The 26,990-nt window shown below is 41.3% G+C and carries 25 protein-coding genes; 4 read left to right on the top strand and 21 right to left on the bottom strand.

From position 1 onward, the window contains the following. Positions 1-89: 89 nt before the first annotated feature. The 7 genes from CEF13_RS12890 to CEF13_RS12860 form a co-directional block, all read right to left on the bottom strand. Positions 90-662 carry a histidine phosphatase family protein gene (locus tag CEF13_RS12890; RefSeq protein ID WP_102711060.1) on the bottom strand — a complete coding sequence of 191 codons (573 nt, stop codon included), beginning with the start codon at positions 660-662 and terminating at the stop codon, positions 90-92. A gap of 205 nt (positions 663-867) precedes the next feature. Continuing rightward, a complete protein-coding gene (locus tag CEF13_RS12885) occupies positions 868-1,893 on the bottom strand; it encodes a phosphotransferase enzyme family protein (protein ID WP_102711059.1) in 1,026 nt (341 codons plus the stop codon). A gap of 53 nt (positions 1,894-1,946) precedes the next feature. Continuing rightward, positions 1,947-2,513 (bottom strand): GNAT family N-acetyltransferase, encoded by a 567-nt coding sequence (locus CEF13_RS12880; RefSeq protein WP_102711058.1) that lies wholly within the window; start codon positions 2,511-2,513, stop codon positions 1,947-1,949. A 34-nt stretch (positions 2,514-2,547) separates the two neighbouring features. Next, positions 2,548-3,381 carry a hypothetical protein gene (locus CEF13_RS12875; protein ID WP_146022711.1) on the bottom strand — a complete coding sequence of 278 codons (834 nt, stop codon included), beginning with the start codon at positions 3,379-3,381 and terminating at the stop codon, positions 2,548-2,550. A gap of 151 nt (positions 3,382-3,532) precedes the next feature. Continuing rightward, positions 3,533-4,204 carry a hypothetical protein gene (locus CEF13_RS12870; RefSeq protein ID WP_102711056.1) on the bottom strand — a complete coding sequence of 224 codons (672 nt, stop codon included), beginning with the start codon at positions 4,202-4,204 and terminating at the stop codon, positions 3,533-3,535. After that, on the bottom strand, positions 4,197-4,886 hold the full coding sequence (locus tag CEF13_RS12865; RefSeq protein ID WP_166742774.1) for a hypothetical protein: 690 nt from the start codon (positions 4,884-4,886) through the stop codon (positions 4,197-4,199). The genes CEF13_RS12870 and CEF13_RS12865 overlap by 8 nt, the downstream gene beginning before the upstream one ends. Positions 4,887-4,897: 11 nt before the next feature. Then, on the bottom strand, positions 4,898-5,536 hold the full coding sequence (locus CEF13_RS12860) for a YhbD family protein (protein ID WP_341806287.1): 639 nt from the start codon (positions 5,534-5,536) through the stop codon (positions 4,898-4,900). 400 nt (positions 5,537-5,936) lie between these two features. Between CEF13_RS12860 and CEF13_RS12855 the strand changes: the two genes are divergently transcribed. Next, complete coding sequence (locus tag CEF13_RS12855) at positions 5,937-7,400, top strand: ATP-binding protein (protein ID WP_244917075.1); 1,464 nt, start codon at positions 5,937-5,939, stop codon at positions 7,398-7,400. A 76-nt stretch (positions 7,401-7,476) separates the two neighbouring features. Here the strand turns inward: CEF13_RS12855 and CEF13_RS12850 are convergent, their stop codons facing one another. From CEF13_RS12850 to CEF13_RS12810, 9 genes are all read right to left on the bottom strand, one after another. After that, positions 7,477-8,844, bottom strand: a complete 1,368-nt coding sequence (locus tag CEF13_RS12850; protein WP_102711053.1) for a sugar phosphate nucleotidyltransferase — start codon at positions 8,842-8,844, stop codon at positions 7,477-7,479. A 42-nt stretch (positions 8,845-8,886) separates the two neighbouring features. Further along, on the bottom strand, positions 8,887-9,699 hold the full coding sequence (locus CEF13_RS12845) for a DUF6492 family protein (RefSeq protein WP_102716362.1): 813 nt from the start codon (positions 9,697-9,699) through the stop codon (positions 8,887-8,889). 220 nt (positions 9,700-9,919) lie between these two features. Then, positions 9,920-10,873: a nucleoside hydrolase gene (locus tag CEF13_RS12840; protein WP_102711052.1), complete on the bottom strand. Its 954-nt coding sequence runs from the start codon at positions 10,871-10,873 to the stop codon at positions 9,920-9,922. Between the two features lie 12 nt (positions 10,874-10,885). Next, entirely contained in the window at positions 10,886-11,824 is a 939-nt protein-coding gene (locus CEF13_RS12835) for an ABC transporter permease (RefSeq protein WP_102711051.1), read from the bottom strand. Further along, the gene (locus CEF13_RS12830; protein WP_102711050.1) at positions 11,814-12,881 is read right to left on the bottom strand and encodes an ABC transporter permease; all 1,068 of its coding nucleotides are present in this window, start codon (positions 12,879-12,881) and stop codon (positions 11,814-11,816) included. Before CEF13_RS12830 ends, CEF13_RS12835 begins: the two co-directional genes overlap by 11 nt. After that, complete coding sequence (locus tag CEF13_RS12825) at positions 12,878-14,425, bottom strand: ABC transporter ATP-binding protein (RefSeq protein WP_102711049.1); 1,548 nt, start codon at positions 14,423-14,425, stop codon at positions 12,878-12,880. Before CEF13_RS12825 ends, CEF13_RS12830 begins: the two co-directional genes overlap by 4 nt. A gap of 10 nt (positions 14,426-14,435) precedes the next feature. Further along, positions 14,436-15,479 carry a BMP family lipoprotein gene (locus CEF13_RS12820; RefSeq protein WP_102711048.1) on the bottom strand — a complete coding sequence of 348 codons (1,044 nt, stop codon included), beginning with the start codon at positions 15,477-15,479 and terminating at the stop codon, positions 14,436-14,438. A 46-nt stretch (positions 15,480-15,525) separates the two neighbouring features. After that, a complete protein-coding gene (gene rbsK, locus CEF13_RS12815; protein WP_102711047.1) occupies positions 15,526-16,449 on the bottom strand; it encodes a ribokinase in 924 nt (307 codons plus the stop codon). Then, positions 16,446-17,450: a LacI family DNA-binding transcriptional regulator gene (locus CEF13_RS12810; RefSeq protein ID WP_102711046.1), complete on the bottom strand. Its 1,005-nt coding sequence runs from the start codon at positions 17,448-17,450 to the stop codon at positions 16,446-16,448. Before CEF13_RS12810 ends, rbsK begins: the two co-directional genes overlap by 4 nt. A 373-nt stretch (positions 17,451-17,823) precedes the next feature. Between CEF13_RS12810 and CEF13_RS12805 the strand changes: the two genes are divergently transcribed. Further along, positions 17,824-18,960, top strand: a complete 1,137-nt coding sequence (locus CEF13_RS12805) for an alpha-hydroxy-acid oxidizing protein (protein ID WP_166742794.1) — start codon at positions 17,824-17,826, stop codon at positions 18,958-18,960. A 543-nt stretch (positions 18,961-19,503) separates the two neighbouring features. Here CEF13_RS12805 and CEF13_RS12800 read toward each other — a convergent pair. Next, a complete protein-coding gene (locus CEF13_RS12800) occupies positions 19,504-19,926 on the bottom strand; it encodes a VOC family protein (protein WP_102711044.1) in 423 nt (140 codons plus the stop codon). A 220-nt stretch (positions 19,927-20,146) separates the two neighbouring features. On the opposite strand from CEF13_RS12800, the gene CEF13_RS12795 reads away from it, so the two are divergent. After that, positions 20,147-20,551, top strand: coding sequence for a CBS domain-containing protein (locus CEF13_RS12795; RefSeq protein WP_102711043.1), 405 nt, complete (start codon positions 20,147-20,149; stop codon positions 20,549-20,551). 89 nt (positions 20,552-20,640) lie between these two features. Here the strand turns inward: CEF13_RS12795 and cysI are convergent, their stop codons facing one another. Together cysI and CEF13_RS12785 are read right to left on the bottom strand one after the other, a co-directional pair. Continuing rightward, a complete protein-coding gene (gene cysI, locus CEF13_RS12790) occupies positions 20,641-22,365 on the bottom strand; it encodes an assimilatory sulfite reductase (NADPH) hemoprotein subunit (RefSeq protein WP_102711042.1) in 1,725 nt (574 codons plus the stop codon). 48 nt (positions 22,366-22,413) lie between these two features. Next, a complete protein-coding gene (locus tag CEF13_RS12785; protein ID WP_102711041.1) occupies positions 22,414-24,273 on the bottom strand; it encodes an assimilatory sulfite reductase (NADPH) flavoprotein subunit in 1,860 nt (619 codons plus the stop codon). An 840-nt stretch (positions 24,274-25,113) separates the two neighbouring features. Here CEF13_RS12785 and CEF13_RS12780 point away from each other — a divergent pair. Then, on the top strand, positions 25,114-25,440 hold the full coding sequence (locus CEF13_RS12780) for a hypothetical protein (protein ID WP_102711040.1): 327 nt from the start codon (positions 25,114-25,116) through the stop codon (positions 25,438-25,440). A 111-nt stretch (positions 25,441-25,551) separates the two neighbouring features. Here CEF13_RS12780 and CEF13_RS12775 read toward each other — a convergent pair whose 3' ends face one another. Together CEF13_RS12775 and CEF13_RS12770 are read right to left on the bottom strand one after the other, a co-directional pair. Beyond that, entirely contained in the window at positions 25,552-25,890 is a 339-nt protein-coding gene (locus CEF13_RS12775; RefSeq protein WP_102711039.1) for an antibiotic biosynthesis monooxygenase, read from the bottom strand. A gap of 209 nt (positions 25,891-26,099) precedes the next feature. Further along, positions 26,100-26,975, bottom strand: a complete 876-nt coding sequence (locus CEF13_RS12770) for a GNAT family N-acetyltransferase (RefSeq protein WP_166742773.1) — start codon at positions 26,973-26,975, stop codon at positions 26,100-26,102. Positions 26,976-26,990: the final 15 nt, after the last annotated feature.

Genomic DNA, 26,990 nt, shown 5'->3' with positions numbered 1-26,990 from the left:
AAATGGAAGTTTTCGAACCGCCATTAAACCAACAACGCAAGGTGCATTTTACAAGTATTTCGCATCACAATTTTAAATTCACCATCAGATCAGACTTTCCATAATCTCTTTATTTCGAGCAGCTCTTCGTCATTAAATTCCATCCTATATACATCTGGCTTTGATGTCTGCATTAAAAACTCATAGCCATATTTGCTATCGAAATAATTTATCATGAGTGTCATAACAAGTCCATGAGTACCTATTGCTATTTTATTCCCAATAAACTTCTTTAATATTTCATTAAAAACTAACATTGACCGAGTTTGACATTCCGAAATGGATTCCCCTCCGTGTAAGGAAAAAAGAGGATCTATAAACATCTTTTCAACGATTGGGTACAAGTCTTTATCCGGTATAATCATATCTTCATTCGAAAATCTTGTTTCTTTCAATTCTTCGTAGATTAAAATTTCTTTACCACAAAGCTGAGCCAATTCCTTGATTGTCAACACAGCTCTGTGATATGGGCTTGAAATAAATGTATCGATTTCTTCATTCTTTAATAATTCAGTTATTGTGTGTGAATCCAACTTACCTTTATTAGTTAAGCCACGTGTCCTTTCATTCCCTTCTGTTTTAATTGATTCCCCATGCCTAACCATGTAAATGATAGTATTCATAATTCCTCCATGAGTTGTAATTCAATAATCTTATTTAAAAAACTCACAGCATCAATTTTCGTTCAAACCGAATTTAATACTTAATAATTTCTTCTTATTAAAGATTCTCGACTCCAGTTACTTCTTCAGCGGTCAGATTTTTAGGTAATATTTGCAAAATGCTGAACTGATAGCTTTTGAATCGATCAAGGAAGTTGTTCATCTTTTATCTTCCCAATGATTGTTCCCAAATCGCCCCATAATCCAAATCGACGATCGGTTCATTTTGGATCAGACGTTCTCGAATTTCTGCTGCAAGTTGCTTTTCAATTTTATTTTCTTTTGCTGAAAGGTCAAATTTCTTATTAATAACGCCGTATAACGTATAATCACGTAGGTTCAGGAACATCGGCAAGCGCTCTACCCATTCACGGGATATCCCTCTGACACTCATATAGCCTCTCAAGAAATGTGTCAATATTTCTTTTCCAACTGTGGAACGGGTTTCAAGCGTTTCTTTGCGGTATTTCTGCCAAATGGAATAATACAGTGGAATGGCAATGTCGCTAGCAAAATAAAAATACATGGTATCGTCGAAATCAAATATGTGGATATCACCTTCGTGATAAAAGAAATTACCCTGGTGGATGTCTGAGTGGATCAAACCGAACGTCTCTTTCGTTTGCGGCAGCTGCTGTAAGGATACGACAAGCTGCCGGTTCCCTTCAACAATGGCTTTGTCTTCAACAGGATCAATATAATTGTCCAACTCGATTAAATCATCTTCATCCCAGCGCAGACGCTGTGTTTCTGTTGCATCATATTCTTCCGTAGCCAAGTGCAAGCGAGCAGTTGTTGCGCCCCATTTCTCAAACAACTCTGGACCAAACTCCGGACTGTTCATTTGGACGGAACTTCCCGGTGCCTTATCGAACAAGCAAACATAAAAGTTGGAATCGCTCACAGGCACCACTTCCACGAGTTCGCCATTTACGGATTCATGAACCAGTGACACATGGATTCCACGGCCATTCAGAAAATTAATCCATTTCAGTTCGCCTTCCACTTCTTCCTTTAAGCGGTGGGACGAGTGGGTCAACCTTAGGATATACCCCTTTCCATCACGTTCTACTTCATACACATAATTCTCAAAATCCCCAAGCTTTTTGGCATTGGAAGCGTCTGCCTTGTATCGTAAGGCAGCTTCATTCAGCACTTCTTTCGAAAATAAATTTTCTACCCATTGTTCCATAATTACTTCCCCCTTGAATGATATCTGTTAAACCGAGAGCATGGTTTCTACCTTTAGTTACTGTACCCGTTAGATTCATGATTTGTATAAATGTCATTTTTAAGTAATGAGTAGACGTAAGTATCATAAGGGATACCGTTTTGATACATATAGTCCCTCAAAACCCCCTCTTTTTGAAAACCCATTTTAGTTAGTAATTTATTGGATGCTTCATTCTCAATAAATACAACAGCACCAATACGGGTTAAATCCATAACATCAAAGCCATATGCAAGAACTTTAGACAATGCTTCAGAAGTATAACCTCTCCTCGACTGATTTGGATGAATTTCATAACCTATTTCTGCGCGTTTATGTTTGGGTGACCAAGCATTAAAGCCAATTGTTCCAATTATCCCTTTAGTCTCTTTTCTTTCAATTCCCCAGCGTATACCTCTTTTTTCATTGTAGTTATTTGAAAAGAAATCAACGAATTTCTCTGCTTGTTCTATATTTTGTAATGTTTCTTGTCCATAATAACGTGTTACATTATCGTTAGAAAAACAAGCAAAAATACCTTCTGCATCGTCTTTTGTTATTTCTCTTAATTTTAGTCTTTCTGTCTCTAAAATTGGAAACATTTAATCTCTCCCTCTTTTTATGACCAAATAAATTTTAGATTGATATCCCTGTTTTAAGACTGAGCCCCCAACCAAATATAACTTCCTGATTTGTAATTTCTGCTCGGATTGTATTCAAACCAATTGTCCATCGTATCGGAACAGCCACAAAATCATAACGAATCCTGCCATCGCTTTCAGGAGGATTCCATTTCCAAATGCCTTGGTAAACCTCTTCCTCATTAATCCATAAACGAAGTTGATCACTAAAACCGAAATTTAATACGGATTCTGTTTCTTCAGAGATATAAACTGTACTCCTTGCTTGAACTGAAATATCCTTTGCGGACGGATAGAGTCTATTTAAATTTAATGTTCCATTTTCCTCGACATCTACTTTAGTCCAATCGGTCTCGATCAATTGAGTGTTATCACAGTAAGGTTTCGAAACAATCCATTCTGTCACAAACCCCTCTCTCGCCAACTGTTCCAATCTGACCCATTCGCCTGAAACATATGGAGCAGATGCCTGATAATCCGGACCATTGTAAATTTGCCAAGTAGTTGAGCCATTCATAACGGGATCGTACTGAATTCCCCCTAAACCATCGCCTGCTCCTGGTGATAGGTAGATAAGTTCATAATTATTCATATCTTTTGCTCCGAAGACTAGACCGACAAAACCAACTGCCTCCGGAATGGCAACGTCAGCTTGTAGACGATAAGATTTGAAATGAATATCATCATTTAGCAAAACGGCAACACCGCTCTTATTAAGATATAATGCTTTAGTGTCCTTCCACTCCGCTAGATGCGCACCAGATTCACTTATATCGAAATTTTTCAAATCATCCACCAGACTCCAATTTAACTTCATTGTTTCATTCATATCCTCACCGTCAATGTATAATATTTACATTAATGATAAAGAACGTTTGTTCTTGTGTCAACGACATATCAGTCTTTATTTGAATATTACATTAGGTAGAGAAACAAAAAAAATGACTCCTCATCTATACGAGGAATCATCTTTTTTTAAATTAAAGCTTTACTTGATGCTTCACTATTGCGCTCTTATGAATTTCCAGTGTATCGCGGTATTCCACTGTTCCAATATTGCAATTAGCACCAATAACTACATGATCGCCTCTTACCATATCAGCCTTCGTATGCTGGAGCTCGATATTGTCACCTTCGATCAGTCCAGCTTTCAACATTACGTCACCCTTAAATTTCATCAGCTTTAACAATCGTCCGGCTTTGCTTCTTTTGATTCTAATCCTGCTGCCCCCAATCTCCATGGCGCAGCTTGGACCGTACAGACTAACATCTAGATTCTCTGCGCTCAGCAATCCATCTATATTGAAGGCACCCGAAAGCTGAATCTCCTCTGCTTCACATTCACCTTTCACATCTAGATTTCCAGTGAATTTAATGCTGTCTATCCGAAGCCCAGCAGTTGTCTTCAGCTCCCCCCGCCCTCGCAGGGAAAGGCCGTCAATGCCGCCATTGGCAACACATTCACCCGTTATTTTAATCTCTTTCGCTCGAAGGCTTCCAGCAATCCTCGCTTCCCCTGTCAAGCTCATCTTCAGGCAATCCACATCGCCGTTAAACTGGCACTCCCCTGTAATATTCACATTTTGATAATATCCGCCTGCTGACGTTGTTGAGCCCAATATTTTCAAAGGATTTCGGATCAGTTCATTCACTAATCTTCTCCTCCTTCATTATCCTGACACCAGGATATACAGTTAACTTCGAGCGATATTCTACACGCCCAATGGAACAGCCTGGACCGATCATAACAACATTGCCCCTTACAATATCCGCAATCGTATTTTCCAAATCAATGTAATCGCCCTCAATAATCCCGACGCGCAGCTCTGGTTTTAATTTCGGAATCATTCCGCTCCATAATTTACTCCATACCCCTTTGTTTTCTTGCCGGATGACAAGGCTCTCCACACCTATTTCATTAGCTTTACTTTGACCTTGAAGGCAGAATTCCACTTTGCCCGCACTGAGAAGACCGCCAACCGTAAATCCTCCCCGTCCTGTTAAATTCTCAAGCTCACAATCGCCCTTTACATTGATCATTCCATTAAGTGCACAGCTCTCACCACTAAGCCCGCCCTTGATCGTTAGCAATCCGTCAGCCTTCATATTTCCAAAGCGCAGACTGCCCTTCACATTCATTATCCCATTGCATTCAACTTCAATCGCTTTAACATCATCATTCAAATGCACATGTCCGTTACCTTTAAAGCTGCGCGCCTCTATCGCGCCATTCACTTTACCGACTCCGTCTATTCTGACGTTATCGTAGGTTCCTCCGCCAGCTCCGCTTACCCCGTTTATGATCAAATCAGACAACGGCATTTTTTCCATCATTCTTCCCTCCATTAAGAAAGCTTGCCTTTTAATTGTTCTAACAAATCACCTAGACTTAATTTATTAACCAGTCGCACGCCTTCATCAAATACTAATTCAGATGGCGATAACGCTAGAATGAAGGAAGTAACACCCATTTTCCTTACGAAATAGAGATCCCAGCTCTTCCCCTCGAATTTCGCTGCCGTTTCAACTAGCGTTTGAGAGAGAAGTTCTGCTTCCTCCAAACTCATTTCTCCACTACTAAGTAAATAATCAACGGTGTATAAAATAATAAGCTGTTCAAAGGAATATGCTGATTGTCCGCTCGTCAGATTGCCAAACTTGTTCAATGTCATCTGTGACACAATGTTACGTGATACAATATCCTCAGCTGTTAGTGCAGTACTGTTCAAAGAGGACATATCCGATAATTTATCTGCCAGTTCATCTAATGAAAGACCGTCCTTCATATTGATGATGTTATGGATGCGGGCTAGAATAGTTTGTTTTGGAAAGAACGTTTCTTGACCCGTAAAGGTTGATTTACGAATAAACCAGTCCTCCGGAATAAGTTTCTTTCGTTTCCATCGATACAATTGTCCATACGAGATACCGGTTAAATCCAATAGCTCCTTCTTAGATATTAAATCCTTATCCAATACAATCACCTCATACATTGATCGTAACATAACACTGTTACGTTGTAAATGCGAGTTCATGTATTTTCTGTAAAAAAAGCTTGTATTGTAGTTTGCCCACAAAAAAACGCCTGGAAAACCAAGCGTTAAAGAAATAATTATGAAGAAAAATGCGAGGGCGTATCCCTTAATACAACTGCCTCACCAGGAGCAAGAATATGAAGGCGGGTATCCGAACGGCTGTTCTATTCCCCCATTTTTCTTGTTATAACATCAAAAGTTGAAACTAACAACAAGTTTTAAAGTCGATCACTGTGCTGTAATTCATTTAAATAGGATTATGCAGCTACTTTACCATTGATGATTTCTTCTTAATGATTATAATATATATAAAACCTAATATTGGAATTAGTGGGAGATGAGATTCTAAGTGCTGCCAAATGAAGTTAAAAGTGACGACTTTGCTTTTGCTAAAGCTGCGATTGGTATGGCTCTTATTTCAATAGATGGAAAGCTTCTGAATATGAATGCTTCATTACATAATCTCCTGGGTTGTGATCAGTACGAGTTATTTTCGCCATCACAACCATCCCTTACCATTCAAGCAAAAGTTGTTGAACAAATTCCATTCAAAGATTGTATTCAAACCATGGATAGCAATCAGCAACTATTCGATCAAGAATATTTCCTTCCTTCCGGATATAGATTGACGCTTGGAATCAGCATTTCACTTATTAGGGATAGCAATAGTTCACCCTTATATTACTTCGCCCAATTTGAGAATAAGACCGTGATGAGGCAGATGGAGGAACGTCTTGAGCTAGCGGAAACCATTTTGCGGGAGAAGGAGGACTCTTTCCAACAAGTGCTAGAGGGACTTCCACTCTCTGTCATCATTACCAAGCATGGAATTATAAAATATGCGAATCCAGCGAGTTTACGATTAATCCATGCGGCAAGTATGGATGAATTGGTGGGGCTGCCCACAAACCAGATTGTAGATACTTCCAATCATACCGTGCTTGCCGAACGAAGAACGAACTATTATAGTAATAAAACGATAGGCTCCGTTTGCTACCTGATCCACTGTTTAAATGGCCAACAGAAATATGTGGACGGGTTTTCATTACCGATATCCTACAAAGGCGAAAGTGCCGTCGTTGGAATATTCAAAGATATCTCTGAGCAAAAGCTCGAAGAAGAACGGATCATGCAATCAGAGAAGTTATCCACTGCAGGGCAATTAGCAGCAGGAATCGCCCATGAAATTCGGAACCCGCTTACAGCCATCGTTGGCTTTTTGAAGCTGCTTCGTTCTTCCGAGCAAAAAAATGATCACTATTTCTCTATTATCGAGTCTGAATTGAAACGAATTGAATTCATCGTCAACGAGCTTCTAGTTTTATCCAAGCCCCAAGCTGCGCATACCAGCAAGCCTTTGGACTGTTTGCCTTTACTGGAACAAGTTATCACATTAATGAATGGACAAGCAGTTTTAAGAAATATCGAGATTGTTCCTCTCTTTTCCGAACAATCTATTTGGATCAATGGCGAAGCTAACCAGCTGAAGCAGGTGTTTATTAATTTACTTAAAAATGCGATGGAAGCAATGAACAACGGAGGCAGCATTTATATTCATGTTCAAGCAAGTGAATACGAAGCTCGGATTAGCGTACAGGATGAGGGCTGCGGCATGACAGATGAGCAGATTAAAGAGCTTGGAAGACCTTTTTTAACGACAAAAGATACGGGAACAGGCCTTGGATTTATTATTACGCATAATATTGTACATAATCATGGCGGAGCGATCACCATCAAGAGCTTACCTCATCAAGGCACAACCTTCACCGTCGTCCTTCCCCTCATTGTAGAGCCGAAGCATGCTAATATGTAGAAAGCCCAGTGACATGGGCTCATTTCGTTTACTAGGCCTAGACATCCTCAATGACAAATAAACGATTTCTTTACGGTTATCCTGTTACATTACAGTACTTGATTATCTCTTCCCAAGTCATAGCAATGCGGCGTTTATCATCTTCCAATAAATTTTTCCCTATCTGGATTTCGATATATTCAAGTGGACTAATGGCTTTCACCGCATGCTTGGCGCCGAGTGGAATTTGAACAACATCTCCAGTCTGAATGGAGTATTTTGTCCCTTCCAATATAAATTCACCGGAGCCGGAAATAATCGTCCAGTATTCGCTTCTATTCTGATGCAAGTGATAGCTCGTATTTTTTCCCGGCAGTAATTCTACCTTCCTCGTAATAGTTCCTATTTCTGTTTCTATTGTCGAATAATCGATTACCTGATACCTTCCCCATCTTTTTTCCTCATACATGGGAGTCCGCCATTCTTTCACAATTTCTTTTATTTGATTGGATTCATCTTTATTAGCGACAATAATACCATCGGGACTAGCTGCTACAATTATATTAGACAAACCAATGACATGTATGGGATACATAAGCTCGTTGATGATATGGGAATGGAAAGAATCATTTGAAATATGCCCTTTTCCGATGACATGATTTCCTAGATAATTCGGAAGTATCCTCCAATCGCCAAGATCCTGCCAAGCTTTGTCGTAAGGGACCACCACACATTGTTGTGTTTTCTCTACGACTTCTTCATCGAAGCTTGTTACGGGAAACAACTCATAACGTTTTATTAGTTGTTCATAATCAACCGGCAAGCCTTTGCTTGTTAAACAAGAAAGCATGAACCGCAATGAAAAAGCGAATACACCGCAATTCCATAAAGCATTCTCGCTGATCAAGCTGGCTGCAATCTTTTCATTAGGTTTTTCTACAAATTTAGACACATTGAGATAGTCCTTCCTCCCGCTTTCCTTGGGTACAATATAGCCATATTGAGTGGAAGGATGGTTAGGTACCGTCCCAATTAAGGCTAAATTAGAGCACGATTGTGCTAGAACTTCTGGTAATTGACGAAGCAGCTTATAAAAGTCCGATTCTACGAATAAATCAACGGGAATGACACAAATCGTTTCATCCAAATCCATTTGCAATTTGGAATATAAATAACTTGCAGCTAAACCAACTGCCATGAAGGTTCCTCTCTTATAGGGCTCTCCGAGTATAGGTATCTGATCGCCAACGTGATTCTGAGTCAGCTCTATTTGGCTGTGATGAGTTACGATAGAAATAGAAGAAAGAAGTCCAGCTTGTTCTAGCTGTCTGCAAACTCTTTGAATCATCGATTCTCTTCTATTATCTCCAGTGGGCAGAAGCTTAAGAAATATTTTGGAGCGAATCTCGTTGGATAAAGGCCAGAGCCTTTTTCCGGATCCTCCGCTTAGTAGAATAATACGCAAGTTCATGCCTCCTTGGGAGAACTGATTACTCGGGGTTGTAATTTATACCGAACGAACGCCAGTATTTCTCGTATACTCTTTACGTTTGTGGAATGAAATTGATCTGTATTTTTTCGAAAGCGTCATGAGCCTATTCGGTGTGACCTGTCGGATATTTTCATGCATCCCTAAATTTAGCGCCTTCTTAAGAAGAACACTATTTCGATTATTGGAATAAAGAAAGTTTCCGTAAGTTTCGAACTCTGAGAACGCGAATTGCTTCGATTTGTCCATTTTACTAATAATCGCATTGTACCAGGTCAGTTGATGTTTCGCTGCTATCGTTCTTTTCAACTGTGCCAGCTTGGATTTATTAAATAACATATAATGAGTAACGAAGGAGGAAGGTGCAGCAGTTGTTTTTCCTAGAAGCTTTCTATAGGTGTTGAAGTACTCGGGCTGGCTCCAATTGCGGCAATAAAACAATGTTTTACTGCCTTGTTTAAACACATGCGGACGAATCAATACCGTATCAGCGTCTATAGCCAGAAAGTATTCCGATTTACATAAACGATCCCCGCTCATTTTCAACAATTGCTGAAACAGCCATCCGGATCTCTCCCATTTCTTCGAGCGGTAGTGTATGTTTTTTTTGGTGATAGGGAGAACGGTATTCTCGTTAACAAATTTACAGTTTTTCATTCTACAAAGCTCCATTATTCTTCTTCGCTTCGGAGCAACGATATAAATCTGTCCGATAGGATGCTTCACTTGTTTCCTCACGGCATCAATAACATAGGGCAGCGTTACTAAATCCTTCTCAATTGCGGGTATCAGAATATCTATTTTTGTTCTGCTTGATAGACTTTTGATCATTACGGCCACAGCTTCAACTCCTTAAGTTAGAGGTACTTAGTTATGATATGCCGGTAATGAACAAAAGGAATGGTCATCTATCTACTAGTAGAAATCCCTATGCAGCGCTTCAATTTCACAAGTTCATATAAAGAAAAAAGACGACTTTTCATCCATTTTGAATGAAAAATCGTCTTAATTTTTTTTCCATACATTTAATATTGTTGAATGATGGACTAGCTTATAGAAAAGCGGACACAAGCTTGTTAACTGCTCGCTCAGAATCAACTTCCATACAAACCGAAATCTCTTTGCCTTCCGAAGGTTTTGTGCGGAAATCTGCAACTACCATGCCCGCACAAAGCTCCCCTTCTGTTTCAATACTAGCGTGCACCGTCTGCATTCGAACCAGACTTGGATCTACAGCGACCATTATCGTCAATGGATCATGAAGCGGGCACATGCCAATGAAATTGTCGACGCTTTGATAAAATTGGAAATAATACTGCAGCGCATTCTGGATATAATCAACAACATGACGGCTTGCTTCACTGCAATAACGATCCAACATATCCAAGTGATTCTGTGTAAGGCGAGTCTTCATCGTTACATCAAGACCAACCATTGTTATATTCAAACCGGATGCAAACACCATGCTGACTGCTTCCGGATCACCGCGAAAATTCGCTTCACAAACCGGAGTTACATTTCCTGGAGCATGCACGGTTCCACCCATAATGACAACACGTTTAATTTTACGAGGCAGCTCAGCATCTTTCTGAAGCGCCAGAGCCAGGTTCGTTAATCGGCCTGTCGTTACCAGAATCAATTCACCATCAAGCTCATTTGCTTTTCTAATGATAAAATCTGCAGCCGTTTCATTCAGTGGAAGCTGATCAGATGCAGGCAAATCCACGTTACCAATTCCGTTGTCGCCATGAACATGAGAAACGGGACCAGACCATTCCCCGATTAACGGCTTAGCAGCACCCTCCACAACAGGAACATCATATCCTGCATTAGCTAGCTTCACAATACGAAGCGTATTTTCTGTAGCTTGTTCAACACTAGCATTACCGAACACCGTGCTAATTCCTTCTACCTTAACACCCGGTGTTTTCAATGCGTAAATAATAGCCAAAGAATCGTCTATTCCAGTGTCACAATCCATCACAATTTTTTTCAATTCGTTCATATATCCTTCCTCCTATGCGCTTGTCCGTATTTTTTTGTAGGATCTTTTGCGTAATGCATAAACAACTAGAGCGATGATCGTTACGGTATAAGGAACCATCTTAATAAGTTGGCTTGGTACAGCATTTCCCGGTGCAGTTTCTATAACAAGCGTAACTGCTTGTGCTAAGGCAAATACGAGTGAGCCGAACAGGATTCCGAATGGATTCTTATTCCCAAAAATAACAACAGCTAGAGCCAAGAAACCGGTACCTGCCGTCATATCTCTTACAAACATACTTGTCATTCCCATTGATAAATAGGCACCTGCCAGCCCCGAGAAAAATCCGCTCCATATAAGTGCTGAATATTGGATACGCTCGACACGAATTCCGAGTGATCTTGCAGCTGACGGCTCTTCTCCGGTTGCACGCAGATGGAACCCATATGGCGTATGATAAATAATGAAATAACAGAAAACGACAGCAAGTATAGAAATCCAGACCATCAAATTATGGCCGCTTAGCAATTTCCCAATAACGGGTATTTGATCAATGAAAGGGATTACGATTGCTGGGATGCTCACAGGGGTCGCGGGAATATAATTACCATGCGAGCCGAACAAAATGCTCATTAGCAATACCGTGATACCTGCTCCAAAAATATTGACCGCAAATCCAATAACAATAATATCTACTTTCATCTTCAAATTGAAAAATGCCATAGCGTAACTAACCAGCATGGAAGCAGCAGTACCGCCCACTACACCTAAGAACCAATTATTTGTCCATGCGCCAATTGCAATTGAGGAGAATGCTGATACCAGCATTAGTCCCTCTATTCCGATGTTGATAACACCCGCTCGGTCTGTCATGAGCCCGCCTAGTGCTCCAAGCAATATTGGAGGCAGCATCCGCAGAACAATCACGATCAAACTTAAATTAATGAACTGTTCCCAAATACTACTTAGCAATGCTAGCACCTCCCGTTCTCGATGCTTTTCTTTGCTTTAAATAGTTGAATATCGCTTGGGATGATACAAATACTACAAGAATCGCCTGGATAATAATCGCTAAATCACGAGGAACATCACTATTAGCTTGCATCGTTTGACCGCCGATTTGTAAATAAGCGTAGAAGAAAGCTGTAATAATGACCGCAACCGGATGATTTCTTGCGAGAAGAGATACGATAATTCCGTCAAACCCCAGACCAGCAGAGAAATTATCCTTCAAAGCGCCATGTACACCCATCACTTCAACAGCGCCGCCTAATCCCGCAAGCGCACCGCTGATTGTTATGCTTAGTACGATTACTTTTTTAGTTTTTATTCCACCATATTGTGCAAATAACGGATTTTTCCCTACCAGTCTCAGCTCATAGCCAGTCCTTGTTTTGTAAAGCAATAAATAAACAACGGCCACAGCTAGGAGCGCAATGATAAATCCATAATGAGTAGGGAATCCAGGGATAATCTGAAATAGCTTTGCACTGTCCTGAATATAAGGTGTGCGAGCAAATCCACCGCTGCTAGCATCCTTAAACACATTATTGAGCAAATAAGAAACGAATAAGACCGCAATAAAGTTGAACATCAAGGTTGATACGATCTCATCTGCCTTGAAATATGCTTTCAGAAGTCCCGGCAGCATGCCGAACAATCCGCCGCCAACGATGGAGCATAGAATAACCAAAGGAATATGAAGCCAAGGTGAAAGTCCTGGAATATAAACTGCGGCTAACGCCCCTGTCAAGGCACCAATATACAATTGGCCTTCTGCTCCCATACTGAATACGCCGCTCTGAAAAACGACAACAATCGCAAGACCTGTGAATACTAAGGGCACCATCCGATTCAGAACGGACCCAAGCGTGAATGCGTTCGTCAACGGCTCGACCAAGAAAGCATGAATCGCGGAAATCGGCTCATTACTCACGCAGAAGATTATGATTATTCCGATTACCAAAGCTGCAAGGACAGCTCCGATAATTCCTATCACATCTAGATATATTGCACTTCTGTTCTTCATGATGTAACCGCCTTCTTTTCTCCCTTTTTCACACCCAACATATAGAAGCCTATCTCTTCTTCTGTTAAGTCCTCGGAATTTTCTAATACAGCCACGAGCTCTCCGTTGTAAAGAACGCCAATGCGGTCACTTAAGCTCATCACTTCCGTCAATTCCGCCGATACGAGCAAGACCGCTGTCCCTTCGTCCCGTTTCTTTACGATTTCCTTATGAATAAATTCAATTGAACCGATATCAACGCCTCGCGTTGGTTGTGCTGCAATAAGAAGCTTAGGACTCTTCGAAACCTCTCGTGCGACAACTATTTTTTGAATATTGCCTCCTGAAAGTGAGCCTGCTAACGTATCCTCGCTTGTCGTACGGATATCAAATTGTTCAATTAATCGCTTCGCATGCGTTCTGATCTTTCTCTGATTAAGAAAAGGCCCTCTTCTAAACTGCTTATCTTGATACAAATCAAGAATTAAATTTTCCTTAACAGAAGAAGTAAGACAAGCACCCTTGGTCTGTCTGTCCTCGGGAATATGACCAATTCCGATATCACGGATTTCTTTAATCGTTTTTCCGGATAACGCCTCATTCAGAAAATGAACGCTGCCTTCATAGGTTTTGCTGAAGCCCGTTATAGCGTTGATCAATTCCGTTTGACCATTGCCCTCAACTCCTGCAATTCCTAATATTTCACCAGCGCGAAGCTCAAACGATACATCTTTCAAAATCGCTTTTCCCGTCTCCGTGAAGTCGCTTAACTTACGAACCGACAGCACCGTTTCTTTCGGTTTGGCCGGACCCTTCTCCACTCGTAGAAGAACATCCCTACCTACCATCAGACGCGATATTTCCTCTTTACTCGTTGCTGCCGTATCAAGTGTAGATATCGTCTTTCCTGCTCGCAGAACCGTAATGCGATCCGAGATTTCCATAACTTCATTCAATTTATGAGTTATAAAAATGATCGTATACCCTTGGTTAACCAGTTTTCTTAATGATTGGAACAATTCTACTGTTTCCTGCGGAGTCAAGACTGCTGTCGGCTCATCAAGAATGATGAGCCGGGCACCCCGGTACAGAACCTTTAAAATTTCAACCCGCTGCTTAAGCCCGACCGAAATATGTTCCACCTTCGCTTGCGGATCCACCTGAAGTCCAAATTCTTGGATAAGCTTGTCCGTTTCAGCAATGGCTCGTTTATGGTCAGCAAGGGAGGACAATGCTCCTTTACGTGGTTCAGAGCCGAGAACGATATTTTGCGCTACTGTGAAGGATGGGACAAGCATAAAATGCTGATGCACCATACCTATTTCATATTTGATAGCATCCTTAGGGCTTTTTAGAACAATTTTCTCTCCATTGTAATAAATATCGCCCTCTGTTGGTGCTTCTAATCCAAATAATATTTTCATTAGCGTTGATTTACCGGCACCGTTCTCCCCAACTAAAGCATGAATTTCTCCCTTCCTTACGGAAAAAGATACACCTTTATTCGCTTTTGTCCCATTCGGATATACCTTATGAATATTTCTCATTTCCAACAGGTCGTACATACGGTACCTCCTATTTTACTTTAATCTCTCCCGAGATAAGTTTTGCCCGAATGTCTTCAATCTTATCTTGAATGGATTGCGGGACATATTTCTTGTACAAATCATCAGTTGCCAGGCCTACTCCGCCTTCTACAAAGCCTAGCGCTTCATTCGAACCGAATTTCAGTTCACCTTTGCTGAGTAAATCTACTGCCCGGAAGATGGAGTTGTCTACGTTCTTTAACATGGAAGTCAAAACGCTTCCTGGTTGAATCGCATTCTGGTTGCTGTTGACACCGATCGAATATTTACCTGCGCTTTTACCAGCTTCCAATACGCCAATTCCTGCTGGACCTGCGACGTTGAAGATGATGTCAGCATTCTGGGAGTTATATTGTGCCAGTGCCAATTCCTTGCCCTTAGGAGCATTGCTGAAATCGCCGACGAAAGAAGCAATAACTTTTACTTCAGGATCAACAAATGCTGCACCTTGTTCATAACCCGCTTTAAAGTCATTAATAATCGGAATATCCATACCGCCAACAAAACCGATTACTTTCTCGGGATTTGCACCAGTCAGCTCTTTGCTCGTTGTAACCAATGCAGCGAATGCACCAGCAAGGAAGGAGCCTTCTCTTTGGTCATATTTCACTGAATATATATTTGGAATATCCACGATTGTCTCATCAAAGTAAATAAATTTCTCTTTCGGATAACGCTTAGCCAAATCGATGGTCGTATCTTTCATTTGACTTGTACCTACTACGATAGCGTCATACTTGCCGCTTGAAACCATCGATTCCAATCCAACAGGCCAATCTGATTGGTTAGTGCCGCCTTGCACCGTTTTTACGGTTACGCCAAGCTCAGCTTCCGCGCGGTCCAAGCCTGCTTTGGCAGAGTCAAAAAATCCACTATCGCCCAAATTACCGTTCACATAATAGCCAATGGAAAGCTTTTCGCCCTTATTATTTGTCGTATCGTCTTTACTTCCACCATTTTTTGCGCCGCAGCCTGAAAGAACTAAAGTAATGGCTAGTATAAACAAGCTTAGTTTGCCGAAAGAACGTTTCATAATTGAGTGTCCCCCTAAAGTGTGTTTGTTCGAATTCATAGATGGTTTAACAGAGCGATGCTGCAAAAGTTTCTACCTCTTCAAAAGTAGGCATTCCTTCTTGTGCACCGAATTTGGTTACTGCAAGAGCGGAAACCTGACTGGCGAATTTGATCGCCTGATGCAATTCATTACCTGTTGCCAGAGCGTATGCCAGACCAGCATTGAAAGCATCTCCTGCACCTGTCGTATCAACGACCGGAACACGGTGAGAAGGAAGCGCTGCCATCTCTTTCCCAAATGCTTTGTAAGCGGCTCCATCTTCTCCCAAAGTAGTTACGACATGCTTAGGTCCTTGAGCAAGCAGTGCTTCCATGGCTTCCTTCAGATGTCCCTTGGAAGTATCGTAACCGGTTAGAAGCTCTAGCTCTGATCGGTTTGGGGTAATAACATCAACACAATTCAACAGCAATGGAGATAGCTTCTGAGCAGGAGCAGGATTGAGAATAACTAGTTTATTGTGCTTCCTCGCTAACACTGCTGCTGCCTCAACTGTTTCTATCGGGATCTCCAATTGCAGAAGCACGATATCTGTGTCTTTGATCACGCTTTCAAGCTGTTCAATGTTAGAAGGAAGATATAAAGCATTAGCACCAGGCACAACAATAATCATGTTGTCGTCTGAAGTAAGCATAACACTCGCTACTCCTGTAGCTGCTTCATCAATAACCTTCACCTTATCAACAGAGATGTTATTGACCTGCAATGATTCAAGCAGCGTACTGCCGAATGCATCATTCCCCACAGCGCCGATCATTGTTGTTTGTGCTCCTAAACGGGCAGCCGCTACTGCTTGGTTGGCACCTTTACCGCCGGGTATGAAATGCACCTCCTCTCCCGTCAAGGTTTCACCGGCTTGCGGGAATCGGGAGGTCTTCGTGACGATGTCCATATTCAGACTCCCTATGACCACAATTTTCGGTTGTTTCATACTTGTATTTTCCTTTCTGTAGAGCCTCTTGATAGTAAGGTCACATCAAATTCATGTGTTTGATCTTCTTCCATCAAACCTTCAATTTTTTTAATTAACAATCGAGTTGCCATCATGCCAATCTCATAGGTCGGTTGAGCGATTGTGGTCAGCTCCGGATCTGCTATCTTAGTCAAATGAATGCCGTCGAATCCGCATATTGCAACTTGATCAGGAACATGAATGCCCATTTGCTTAAGCTTTTTCATTGCTCCTAATGCCATAAGATCATTGCCGATAAATATGCCGTCAATATCAGGATGGCGACTCATCAGCAGCTCGACCGCTATTCCTCCGCCATCGATGGTGAAATCTCCCTGCACCATTAAACTAGGCGAGAACCAATCAAACTCTCTAGCTAATTGTTCATAACCCATCAGTCGTTCTTTGGCAGTAGCTAATTCTTGCGGTCCATAGATATGAGCGATTTTACGGCAGCCCACCTCTTGCAGATGCTGAAAAGCAATTTGAGCACCTTCGAAGTTTTTGGAGCGGACAACGGAACATTCTACCTCAGCCGGGACTCTATCCAACACAACAAAAGGTATGTTGTTTTTCTTCATAAGCCCAACTTCTTCAGCTCCCAATGTATGGGAGGCAAATAGAATGCCATCAATGTACCGCTGCTTCAACACATGAATGTAGCCCTTTTCTTTATTCACCTGATTGTCAGAATTGCAAAGGATGACTGTGTAACCGTATGTCCTTGCCACATCCTCCACTGCTCTGGCTAATTCCGGGAAAAAGGGGTTCGATATATCTGGCAATATAAGCGCGATCGTCTCTGTTTTCTTCGTAGCAAGACCTCTTGCCATCGCATTTCGCTCATATTGGAGTTTATCGATTGCTTGCTCTACCCGAAGCTTAGTCTCTTCATTTACATATCCATTTTTGTTAATAAACCGTGAAACCGTTGCCACAGATACTCCTGCTAATTTTGCTACGTCTTTAATTGTAGCCACATCTCATCCCACCTCCACAATCAATACACTGCTTGATGAATTTAACTATGTGTAATCAGTTACATACTCATTTCACAAGATTAACTTGTCGATAGACCCCATAATCTGGGTATAAATTAATCATTTTGTGATATGATGTGTAACCGGTTACATGTTTGTTTGTTTTTTCATATTACATCGTTTGTCGAACTCTGTCAATATTTAAATATAACTGTTTATGACTTTGGAACTAGCGGGTTCCTATCTGATTACTCATTTGGTTTTCGTTTTTTTAATTTCACAAGGAATGCTCAAGAGTAATTTTACAAAGGATAGTACAGTAAACATACGCATGGAGGTGACTGAATTGGCAAACAATAGTGAAGACATCCAAATGAAAATTTATAAATGCGGCGATGAAGCAGCGAAGCTTTTACCTGTATCTTTTGATGAATGGGAAAAACGAGCGAAAGAGCTTCTTGCAGCCGCTCCCTTTGGTTATGTCTACGGAGCAGCCGGCGCAGGGCATACACATCAGGCCAATGTCGATGCCTTTCAAAAATATCGGCTGCGGCCAAGAATTTGCTGCGATATTTCCAAATGCGATATTTCAACCACCATATTCGGAAGTAAATTACCTGCTCCATTCTTGTTGGCCCCGATAGGTGTCAATACGATTCTTCATCACGATGGCGAAATAGCTCCAGCAAAAGCTGCTGCGAAGTCCGGGATCCCTTATATTCTGAGCAATGTGTCAAGCATACCTTTAGAAAAGGTCGCTGAAGCAATGGAAGACAGCGTAAGATGGTTTCAACTATACCCGCCCAAAAATCACGACCTAACCAAAAGCTTTCTGCAGCGTGCTGAAGCAGCAGGTTATTCTGCTATTGTTGTCACCGTAGATTCCACCCTTCTTGGTTGGCGGGAAACGGATTTACGAAACGCTTATCTACCTTTTCTAACTGGGCAAGGAATGGGAAATTATTTCACCGATCCTATATTTTGCTCCATGCTAGACAAATCGCCAGAAAAGGACCTAAAAAAAGCAGTATTGACAGCTCTGGAAGAAGGAAATAATACTTGTTTCACATGGAAGGAGTTCGATTTCATACGTGAACATACTAAACTACCCGTCTTGATCAAAGGAATTACGCATCCTGATGATGCTATTTTGGCATTAGAGCATGGTGTAGATGGAATCATCGTTTCAAATCACGGAGGGCGCCAGCTTGATGGAGCTATGGCCACATTAGATTCACTGCCTTTGATTAGCGAAGTAATAAAGGGGAAAATTCCTATTCTGCTTGATAGTGGCGTTCGCAGGGGAGCAGATGTTATTAAAGCTATCGCGTTAGGAGCTTCTGCCGTACTGATTGGCAGGCCCTATGCCTATGCACTCGCTGTCGCGGGTGAGTCAGGAGTGAAAGAAGTGATTAATAATTTGATAGCTGAAACGGAATTACAATTAGCTATTTCCGGTAGAAGCTCAATACCCGATATCGATCAATCTCTTGTATGTAAAATGAGATGATTCCGAGGGCAACCTAATTTTAAAAATGAAGCTTTATTTCAATAAATTAGCCGATCAAGGTTTCTACACCTGTTCGGCTGTTTTCTTCTTTGGTCTTATTGCCGCCTGATTCCAGATTCCAGCCTAATCAAGCAGCTTGTCAATTACAAGCCAACAACTATATGTTTGAATTTCTCAATATCGCAAATCAAAATCTTTCTTTTTATCGATTTCAATCAAATTCTGATTTTCCTCTAGAAACACATTCAATCCTTTGTCATACGTTCTTGTCATGAAAAGTGACGCAACCATTTTTAGCTCTTCTAGCTCTAACTATTGAAAAAAAGGAAATTCTCTCAAGAAAACGAGCTTTTCTTCCATATCAAAACCGCCTTTTCCTTTCTGTTATAATTAAACTAAGAATACTCTGGCATAATTCAATACTTGTATTAAAACAACAAAAAGAAACCGCTCTTAAGTTATGGAGGTGCATCCCACCATTTACGAAAGAACGGTTATCTTATAAGCTATTAGATCGAAATTATGACTTGAAGAAGCAGGTCGTTACCAATCTGCCATCCCAAGGTTTAACTGCCACTCCACACCAAACTTATCCGTTAAAGAGCCATATAGTTTGCTGAAAAATGTTTCCTGCAGCTCCATGCCTACTTTACCGCCAACTTTAAGTTTATCAAAAAACGATCTAATTTCGTCTTTGTTGTCACTTACAATTGCTAAAGTTATGTTGTTGCCGACAACAAAAGGCATACCAGGAAAAACATCTGAAAACATCACATTGCTTCCATTAATGTTAAGGCGTGTGTGCATGATTAAACTTTTAGCTTCCTCTGGCAGTGGATATTCCGGATTAGGCGGCGCTTCACCAAATGTCATCATTTTTGGTTCTTCCGTTTCAAACACCTGAGCATAAAACTCGACTGCTTCACGGCAATTACCATTAAAATTCATATACACATCAACAGACATCTACACCACTCCTTCAGATTACTTGTCTTACAAGGTATTCCATTTATCATTATATCCTTTACTCGAAATAATTCAAATGATTTACGGAACTAGACTTAAAAAATGCTTTTTCGAACCCATACTTCGTTTGGAAATATTAATGCATTTTATTTTACTTGAAAAGTTTGTTTTAATAGTAATAGGAAATTAATAAAATTGCGGAGTAAAGGAGTTCATAACAATGCAAATATCTTCTTTTTTATTACCGAAGGAGCAGGTTGCCTATATTACGTCCTCCGTATCCATGCTTGAAGCAATGGAGCAGTTGGAGCATCATCATTATACGGCAATCCCCATCATTGACAGTGCTGGAAAGTATATAGGAACTCTATCTGAAGGCGATCTATTGTGGAAGCTTAAAAACACACCTGGCTTGCACTTTGGCAATTTGCATGAGATATCCGTAAGTGAAATTCAAAACCGTGTTCGGAATGAGTCTGTTTCCATTAATGCACAAATGGAGGATATGCTCACACTGGCTGCTGATCAGAATTTCGTTCCGGTCGTTGACGATGCGTGTATTTTTATTGGAATTATTCGTCGAAAAGATATAATCGCATACTACACAAGAAATATTACCGATTAATTAGAAATAAGGGACTAGCCTTTGCCTAAGAGTGTTCACTCATAAGCAGATGCCAGTCCCTTATTTATGTTTATTGCTCTAATCCAAGCTTAATTATGGAAATTCAGTCCTGAAGTAACCGCTTCTACATATCCGCTTCGGATAACAAAATCTCCAAAATGCTCATTAGCTTGGCGCTCCTTCGCGTAGCGATGAATAATCGGCTCCAGTGTTTCCACAATTTCGTTCTCACCGATGTTTTCACGGTATAGCTTATTCAGCCTGTCACCGACAAAGCCTGCACCCAAATACATATTATACTTGCCTGGTGATTTTCCAATAAACGAAATCTCACCTAAAGCCGGCCGTGCACAGCCATTAGGACAGCCAGTCATACGAATAACTATTTCCTCATCACGCAATCCTGCTTCATCCAAAATCGGCTCCAGCTTATCAATCAAGGTTGGCAAGTAACGTTCTGCTTCAGCCATAGCAAGACCACATGTTGGCAGTGCAACACAAGATAATGAGCTTCTGCGCAATGCAGAATGATGCGAACCAGCATTCAGTCCGTACTGCTCCAGCAATTCAATTACTTTACGTTTCTTCTGCGCAGTTACATTGGCAATAACAAGATTCTGGTTTGGCGTAAGACGGAAGTCTCCTGTATGAATCTTAGCGATTTCACGCAATCCAGTCATCAGCTTATAATCGCCTTCATCGTGAATACGGCCGCTTTGAATATAAAGCGTCAAATTCCATTTGCCGTTGCTTCCCTTAACCCAGCCATAGCGATCACCGTTATGGTCGAAATGGTACGAACGCGCTGCTTCAAGCTTCCAGCCCAATCTGTTCTGAAGCTCTTCAATAAACCATTCAATGCCATGACGGTCGATTGTATATTTAAAACGAGCATTTTTGCGTACGGAACGGTTGCCGTAATCACGTTGGATCGTAACGGTTTTCTCTGCCACGTCAATTACTTGCTCCGGTGTACAGAAACCAATAATACGTCCCAGCTGCGGATATGTTGCCGTATCGCCATGAGTCATGCCCATACCGCCGCCGGCAGTGATGTTAAAGCCCGCCAGTTTCCCATCTTCAATGATTGCAATATAACCCAAATCCTGGGAATATACATCAACATCGTTAGAAGGAGGAACTGCCATACCAATTTTGAACTTACGAGGCAAATAAACAGGACCGTAAATCGGCTCCACTTCCACTGCGTTATCCAAGCTGTTTACAACCTTCTCGCCATCCAGCCATATTTCATGGTAAGCAGGTGTTCTTGGAGCTAGATGATCGCTTATCTTCCGTGCCCATTCATAAACCTCGCCATGAATTTCGGATTGATACGGATTCGGGTTGCTCATCACATTCCGATTCACGTCACCGCAGGCAGCCAATGTAGTCATCAGCGTATCGTTAATGCCTTTAATCGTACTCTTCAAATTCCATTTCAATATGCCATGCATTTGGAAGGCTTGACGCGTCGTCAGGCGCAGCGTGTTGTTGCCATATTTATGAGCAAGGCTATCCATCACTAACCACTGCTCTGGAGTAGCAACACCTCCAGGTGCTACTACACGAATCATGAACTGGTAAGACGGCTCCAGCTTCTGCCGTTCACGCTCATTGCGCAGATCACGGTCATCCTGCATATAACTCCCGTGAAATTTCAATAAACGATTGTCGTCCTCAGGCAAACCGCCGGTAATCCGGTTTCCCAGCGTTTCGACAAGCGCTCCGCGCAAATAATTACTCTCACTTTTAATATGCTCAACCTCGCTCGGCGGTCCGCCAATCGGCTTCACAATTTGATCATTCGCCATTGTTGCAGTCTCCTCTCGCAATCATTCAATCCGTATTGTTCGCTATGATTAATACACATCACGCTGGTAGCGCTGCTGTTGCTGCAATTCAGCTAAGTACGCCGATGCGTCTTCTGGGCTTAATCCGCCCTCACGTTCTAGAATCATTATAAGTGCAGCCTGAACATCATGTGCCATATGCTTCTCGTCCCCGCATACATAAACATGTGCTCCCTCTTGCAGCCACTCATAAACCTCACGACTATTCTTGAGCAAACGATGCTGTACATAGACTTTCTCATCCGTATCACGGGAGAATGCAACATCCATGCGTGTCAGCACTCCATCCTTAAGCATCCGCTGCCAGTCTGTCTGATACAGGAAGTCTGTAACAAAATGGCGATCTCCGTAGAACAACCATGATTTTCCTTCCGATCCTAGCTCCTCGCGCTCCTCCAGAAAAGCACGGAAAGGCGCAACGCCTGTACCAGGACCGATCATAATAACCGGTGTATCCGGATTAGCTGGAAGCTTAAAGTTCGGGTTATTCTGAATATAGATGGACAGAGAATCGCCAGGTTGTACCCTCTCTGCAAGTTGAACAGACGTGACGCCGTAACGATCGCGGCCATGAGCCTGATAGCGAACGGATCTTACTGTCAGATGTACTTCGTCAGGATTCGCTTTGTTGCTGCTCGCAATAGAATAAAGTCTCGCCGGAAGCTTCCGGAGTATAGTCACAAATTCACGTGCTGATACTTGCCATGGTGAGAAATCTGTTACAAGATCCAGTAAATCTCTACCCTCTACATAGCTTTTAAGCTTCTGCTCATTGCCTGCAGCAAGCAGATCACGAAGTGAATCATTGGATGAAAGCTTAGCAGCCTGCTCCATTAATGGCTTCGTCAACACTGTAATTTCGTAATGATGTGTTAGCGCATCCTGTAAGGAAGATTCCTCGCCCTTCTTGTTTATAGGAACAATCTCATCAGCCTTCCAGCCCAATGCTTCAATAAGCTTCTCAACAAGCTCAGGATGATTCTCCGGATAGATACCTAGACAATCACCTGGTTCATATTGCAAATTAGAGCCTTCAAGGGACAGCTCAAGGTGACGGGTCTCCCGGTCTGAACCACGGCCATTTAAATTTATATTGGCAAGCACTTCTGCTTTAAACGGATTGGTACGCGAGTACGCCGACTGTTCCACCGCTAAAGCGCTGCCTGCTGCGCCTGCCGCTGCTTCAGTCACAGCCACTGCTGATACATTCAAGCGTTCATTTAAAGCGCTTAAAACCTGCTCAAACCACTCAGCTGCCGGCTCATCATAATCCAGGTCACAATCGACACGCGGACTAAGCCGTTTGCCTCCGATTTCCTCGAGGCGTTGATCGAAATCTTTGCCAGTTTGACAGAAAAACTCATATGAAGTATCACCAAGGGATAGCACAGAGAACCACAGATTATCTAATTGAGGAGCTCTTTTGCTATACAAAAATTCATGGAAAGATATTGCATTGTCAGGCGGTTCCCCTTCACCGTGGGTACTGGCCAGAATAAGTAAGTTCTCGACCTTCTTCAAACCGTTTGGCTTAAAGCTGTTCATTGCAGAAAGCGTTACTTGAAATCCGCGTTCTTCCAGCTTGCGGGACAAGCTGCCCGCTAATCGCTGGCAGTTTCCGGTTTGGGAACCAAACAATATCGTTACTTCCCGTGAACCAACCGGTTGGCTGATCGGGGATAATACTTCCGAGACTGCGACTGCTGCTTGCAGTTCAGCGCCAATCGGGCCTACTGCCGCTGTTTTCTGTAATGCGGTCAAATAGCCGCTGAGCCATATTTGCTGTGTCTCCGTTAATGACGGCAGAAGACGATTCAAAAGCTCGGCTTGCTCCTGATTAAAGGGACTGTTCGTTACTTGAAGTTGCAACAAAATCCACCTCTCATAGACATAAAATCTTCCTTATTTTAAACCCTCAATATAAACCTTTGTCGACTATCAAACTAACACAATATGAGGAAACGATCAATGAGGATTTTAGAGCGTTTTCGTCTCTTCAATTACATATTTTTCTAATTTAAACTCAAAACCCAAGAAATCAGGGGTATTCACCCTGATTTTCGTAATTTCATTATAAAAAATGATGATATCTATTAGAAAAAATGATGAGCGGATGAGAAAAAAATGAGATGTATTTTTAGTTTTAGCGGGGAATTTCCTTTTATTAAGTCGGAAAGTTTGTGCGTCTCATGGATGAGCTCACCAAATGAACATTCCTTAGTTGAATGAACGTTACTCTATTTCTCCGGGATAAACACCCAAACATGTAGGATCTGCTGTGCATATTATACAATGTACTCAACAAGTAAGGAGGTGCATTGAAAAATGTCAGGTTACGTTGGTGGAGCATTTAATAACACTGGTATAATTCTGGTCCTTTTCATTTTGTTAGTAATCATTGCTTGTAGTTGCGGCATATTCGGCGGCTGGGGTAAAGGCTACTAATTTGGCGGCTAAACTAACCTCCTGTAAACAACCGTGATTTCCCTTAAAAATAATACAACAACAGGCCCCATTTGCGGGCCTTTTGAATGTTCCGGCTTCTCCATTTTTTCTTTCTTCTTTTGCCCCCAAATGATTGCACACTGCAGCTTTACACACATATCTATTTCAATAAAATAATACGTTTACATTAGGTCAGATCTATTATAATATTCTTTATAAAGAACGAATTGTTCTTAATAAATTTTTTTGGGGGGTGTTAATGTCATGTCCAAATACAAGAAAATTATATGTCTGACCATCCTGATTAGTATGTTTATGGTACCTACTTCTGCATTTGCATCATCAAGCAAAGCATCGTCAGATAATAAGCAAGGCATTTTATCAAGTATTTTATCTTTCTTTACATCACCAAAAAGTCCAAGCAGCCCGCCGAGTAATTCAAACAATAATAACAATAACAACAAACCGGTCAAAACGGGTTGGTTTGATTGGTTCCTTGGTTTTGACAGTAAAAACTGGATGCACGACAAAGCATGGGATGCCTTGTGTTTGGAATCAAAAGACATTTGGAAAAATTACTACTGCTATTAAAGAAAGGAACAACAACAACCGCCGGAGCATACGCTTGCCGGCGGTTGTTGTTTTTATATAAAAGATTCTAAATGATAAACGAGCAGAAGCAGCTTGATTATGATACGTTATCTAAACGGCTGTTTCTTTACTAAATGTGCCTTGTTTTATTTTTTTCACATCATACATATTTACTGATGAATCGATGATGTAAGCTGGTCTTTCCTCATTCTTGCGGTTGCGGTGCCCAGCAATATGGACGGGGTCCTTCTCCCAATTTTTCCAGGCAGTTTCTGATTCCCAACGAATCATGATGACTACTTCCTCGGACTCTTTTGATTTCCGATTGACCATTATGTTAATGTCGATCAGGCCTTCTTTTCCATCAATATGGCCCTCTTTACTGAAATTTTGCACAACCTGCTCGGAATTGCCCTTCTCTACAACAATCGATCTCATTTGGATGAACATTGAAGTACCTCCTACAAGGTTATTATTTACAACCTATCATATCGATAACGATTCTCATTGTCAATGGCATACGTTTTTAAAACAAGCTAGGTTTCGAGTTAGTTTCATAATTTAACACTAAATCGTTGTAGACACCTTAATTTTTGAAATTATTTCATAATCTGATGTTCATTATGGAATGTGATTGACGCTGTTTCACAATAACTCACCTACGCATGAGCAAGCTTAGGCACACAAAAAGGCGGAATATGACTTAAATCAGAATTTGACTTCACGAACAAAACGTCTTCCTTTTTATCAAAAGGCGCCATGTACACTTGGTCTAGCAGTTGATCAGGTGTGAAATAAAACTTGATTTTTCGTGATTCTTTTGCAGCAATATGGACTATCAAATACTCTAAATCAATCTCTTCAGTACTAACGACATCATATAGATGAAGCACTTCACCATCATGTTCGTAAATAATAATGGCATCGTCTTTTGGCGAGTAATATAAACACTCTGGGTAAACGCTCAAAGCATAAAATGTAAAAAGTGCTTGATTGTTAGTAACACCGAACCGTTGTGATATTGGTCGTCGGGATTGAACAATATTTTTTATCAAGTTCCAATCTTCTTCCCTCGAACCATTTAATCTGTTTAAAGTTACTTCTTTGGTTGAAGTTGTATTAACATTTATAAAAAATTGAGATTCATCTGTTGCTTTAAACCCAAATTTAGGATAAAAATCGAGCACAGTGCTATTTGCGAATAAAAAAACGACATCACATGTTTTTTCGTACGTCTTTAGTACATATTCCATTAACTGTTTGGAGTAACCTTTACCCCTATGTTCGGGATGCGTCATAACCGTACCGATCTGTATCGCGTTCATCGTCACGCCTTCGACGACCAAGTTCATCCTGCTTACAGAAATATTCGCAATGATTTCGTTATCACTAACGATTGAGTGGCAAATGTAGTCATCATCCCAGCATCCTTTTTGAAACCAAGCTTCAAATTCAATGCCAAAAACGAGTTGGGAAAGGCGATTGAAACTGGCTCGATAGTGATCTTGCTGTTTAAAATCATAACTATGTATCACATGGATTCGTCCTTT

Source organism: Paenibacillus castaneae (assembly GCF_002884445.1).
Lineage (GTDB): Bacteria > Bacillota > Bacilli > Paenibacillales > Paenibacillaceae > Pristimantibacillus > Pristimantibacillus castaneae.
The sequence above is the reverse complement of the archived record's forward strand: the minus strand, read 5'-3'. Positions and strand labels throughout refer to the sequence as shown.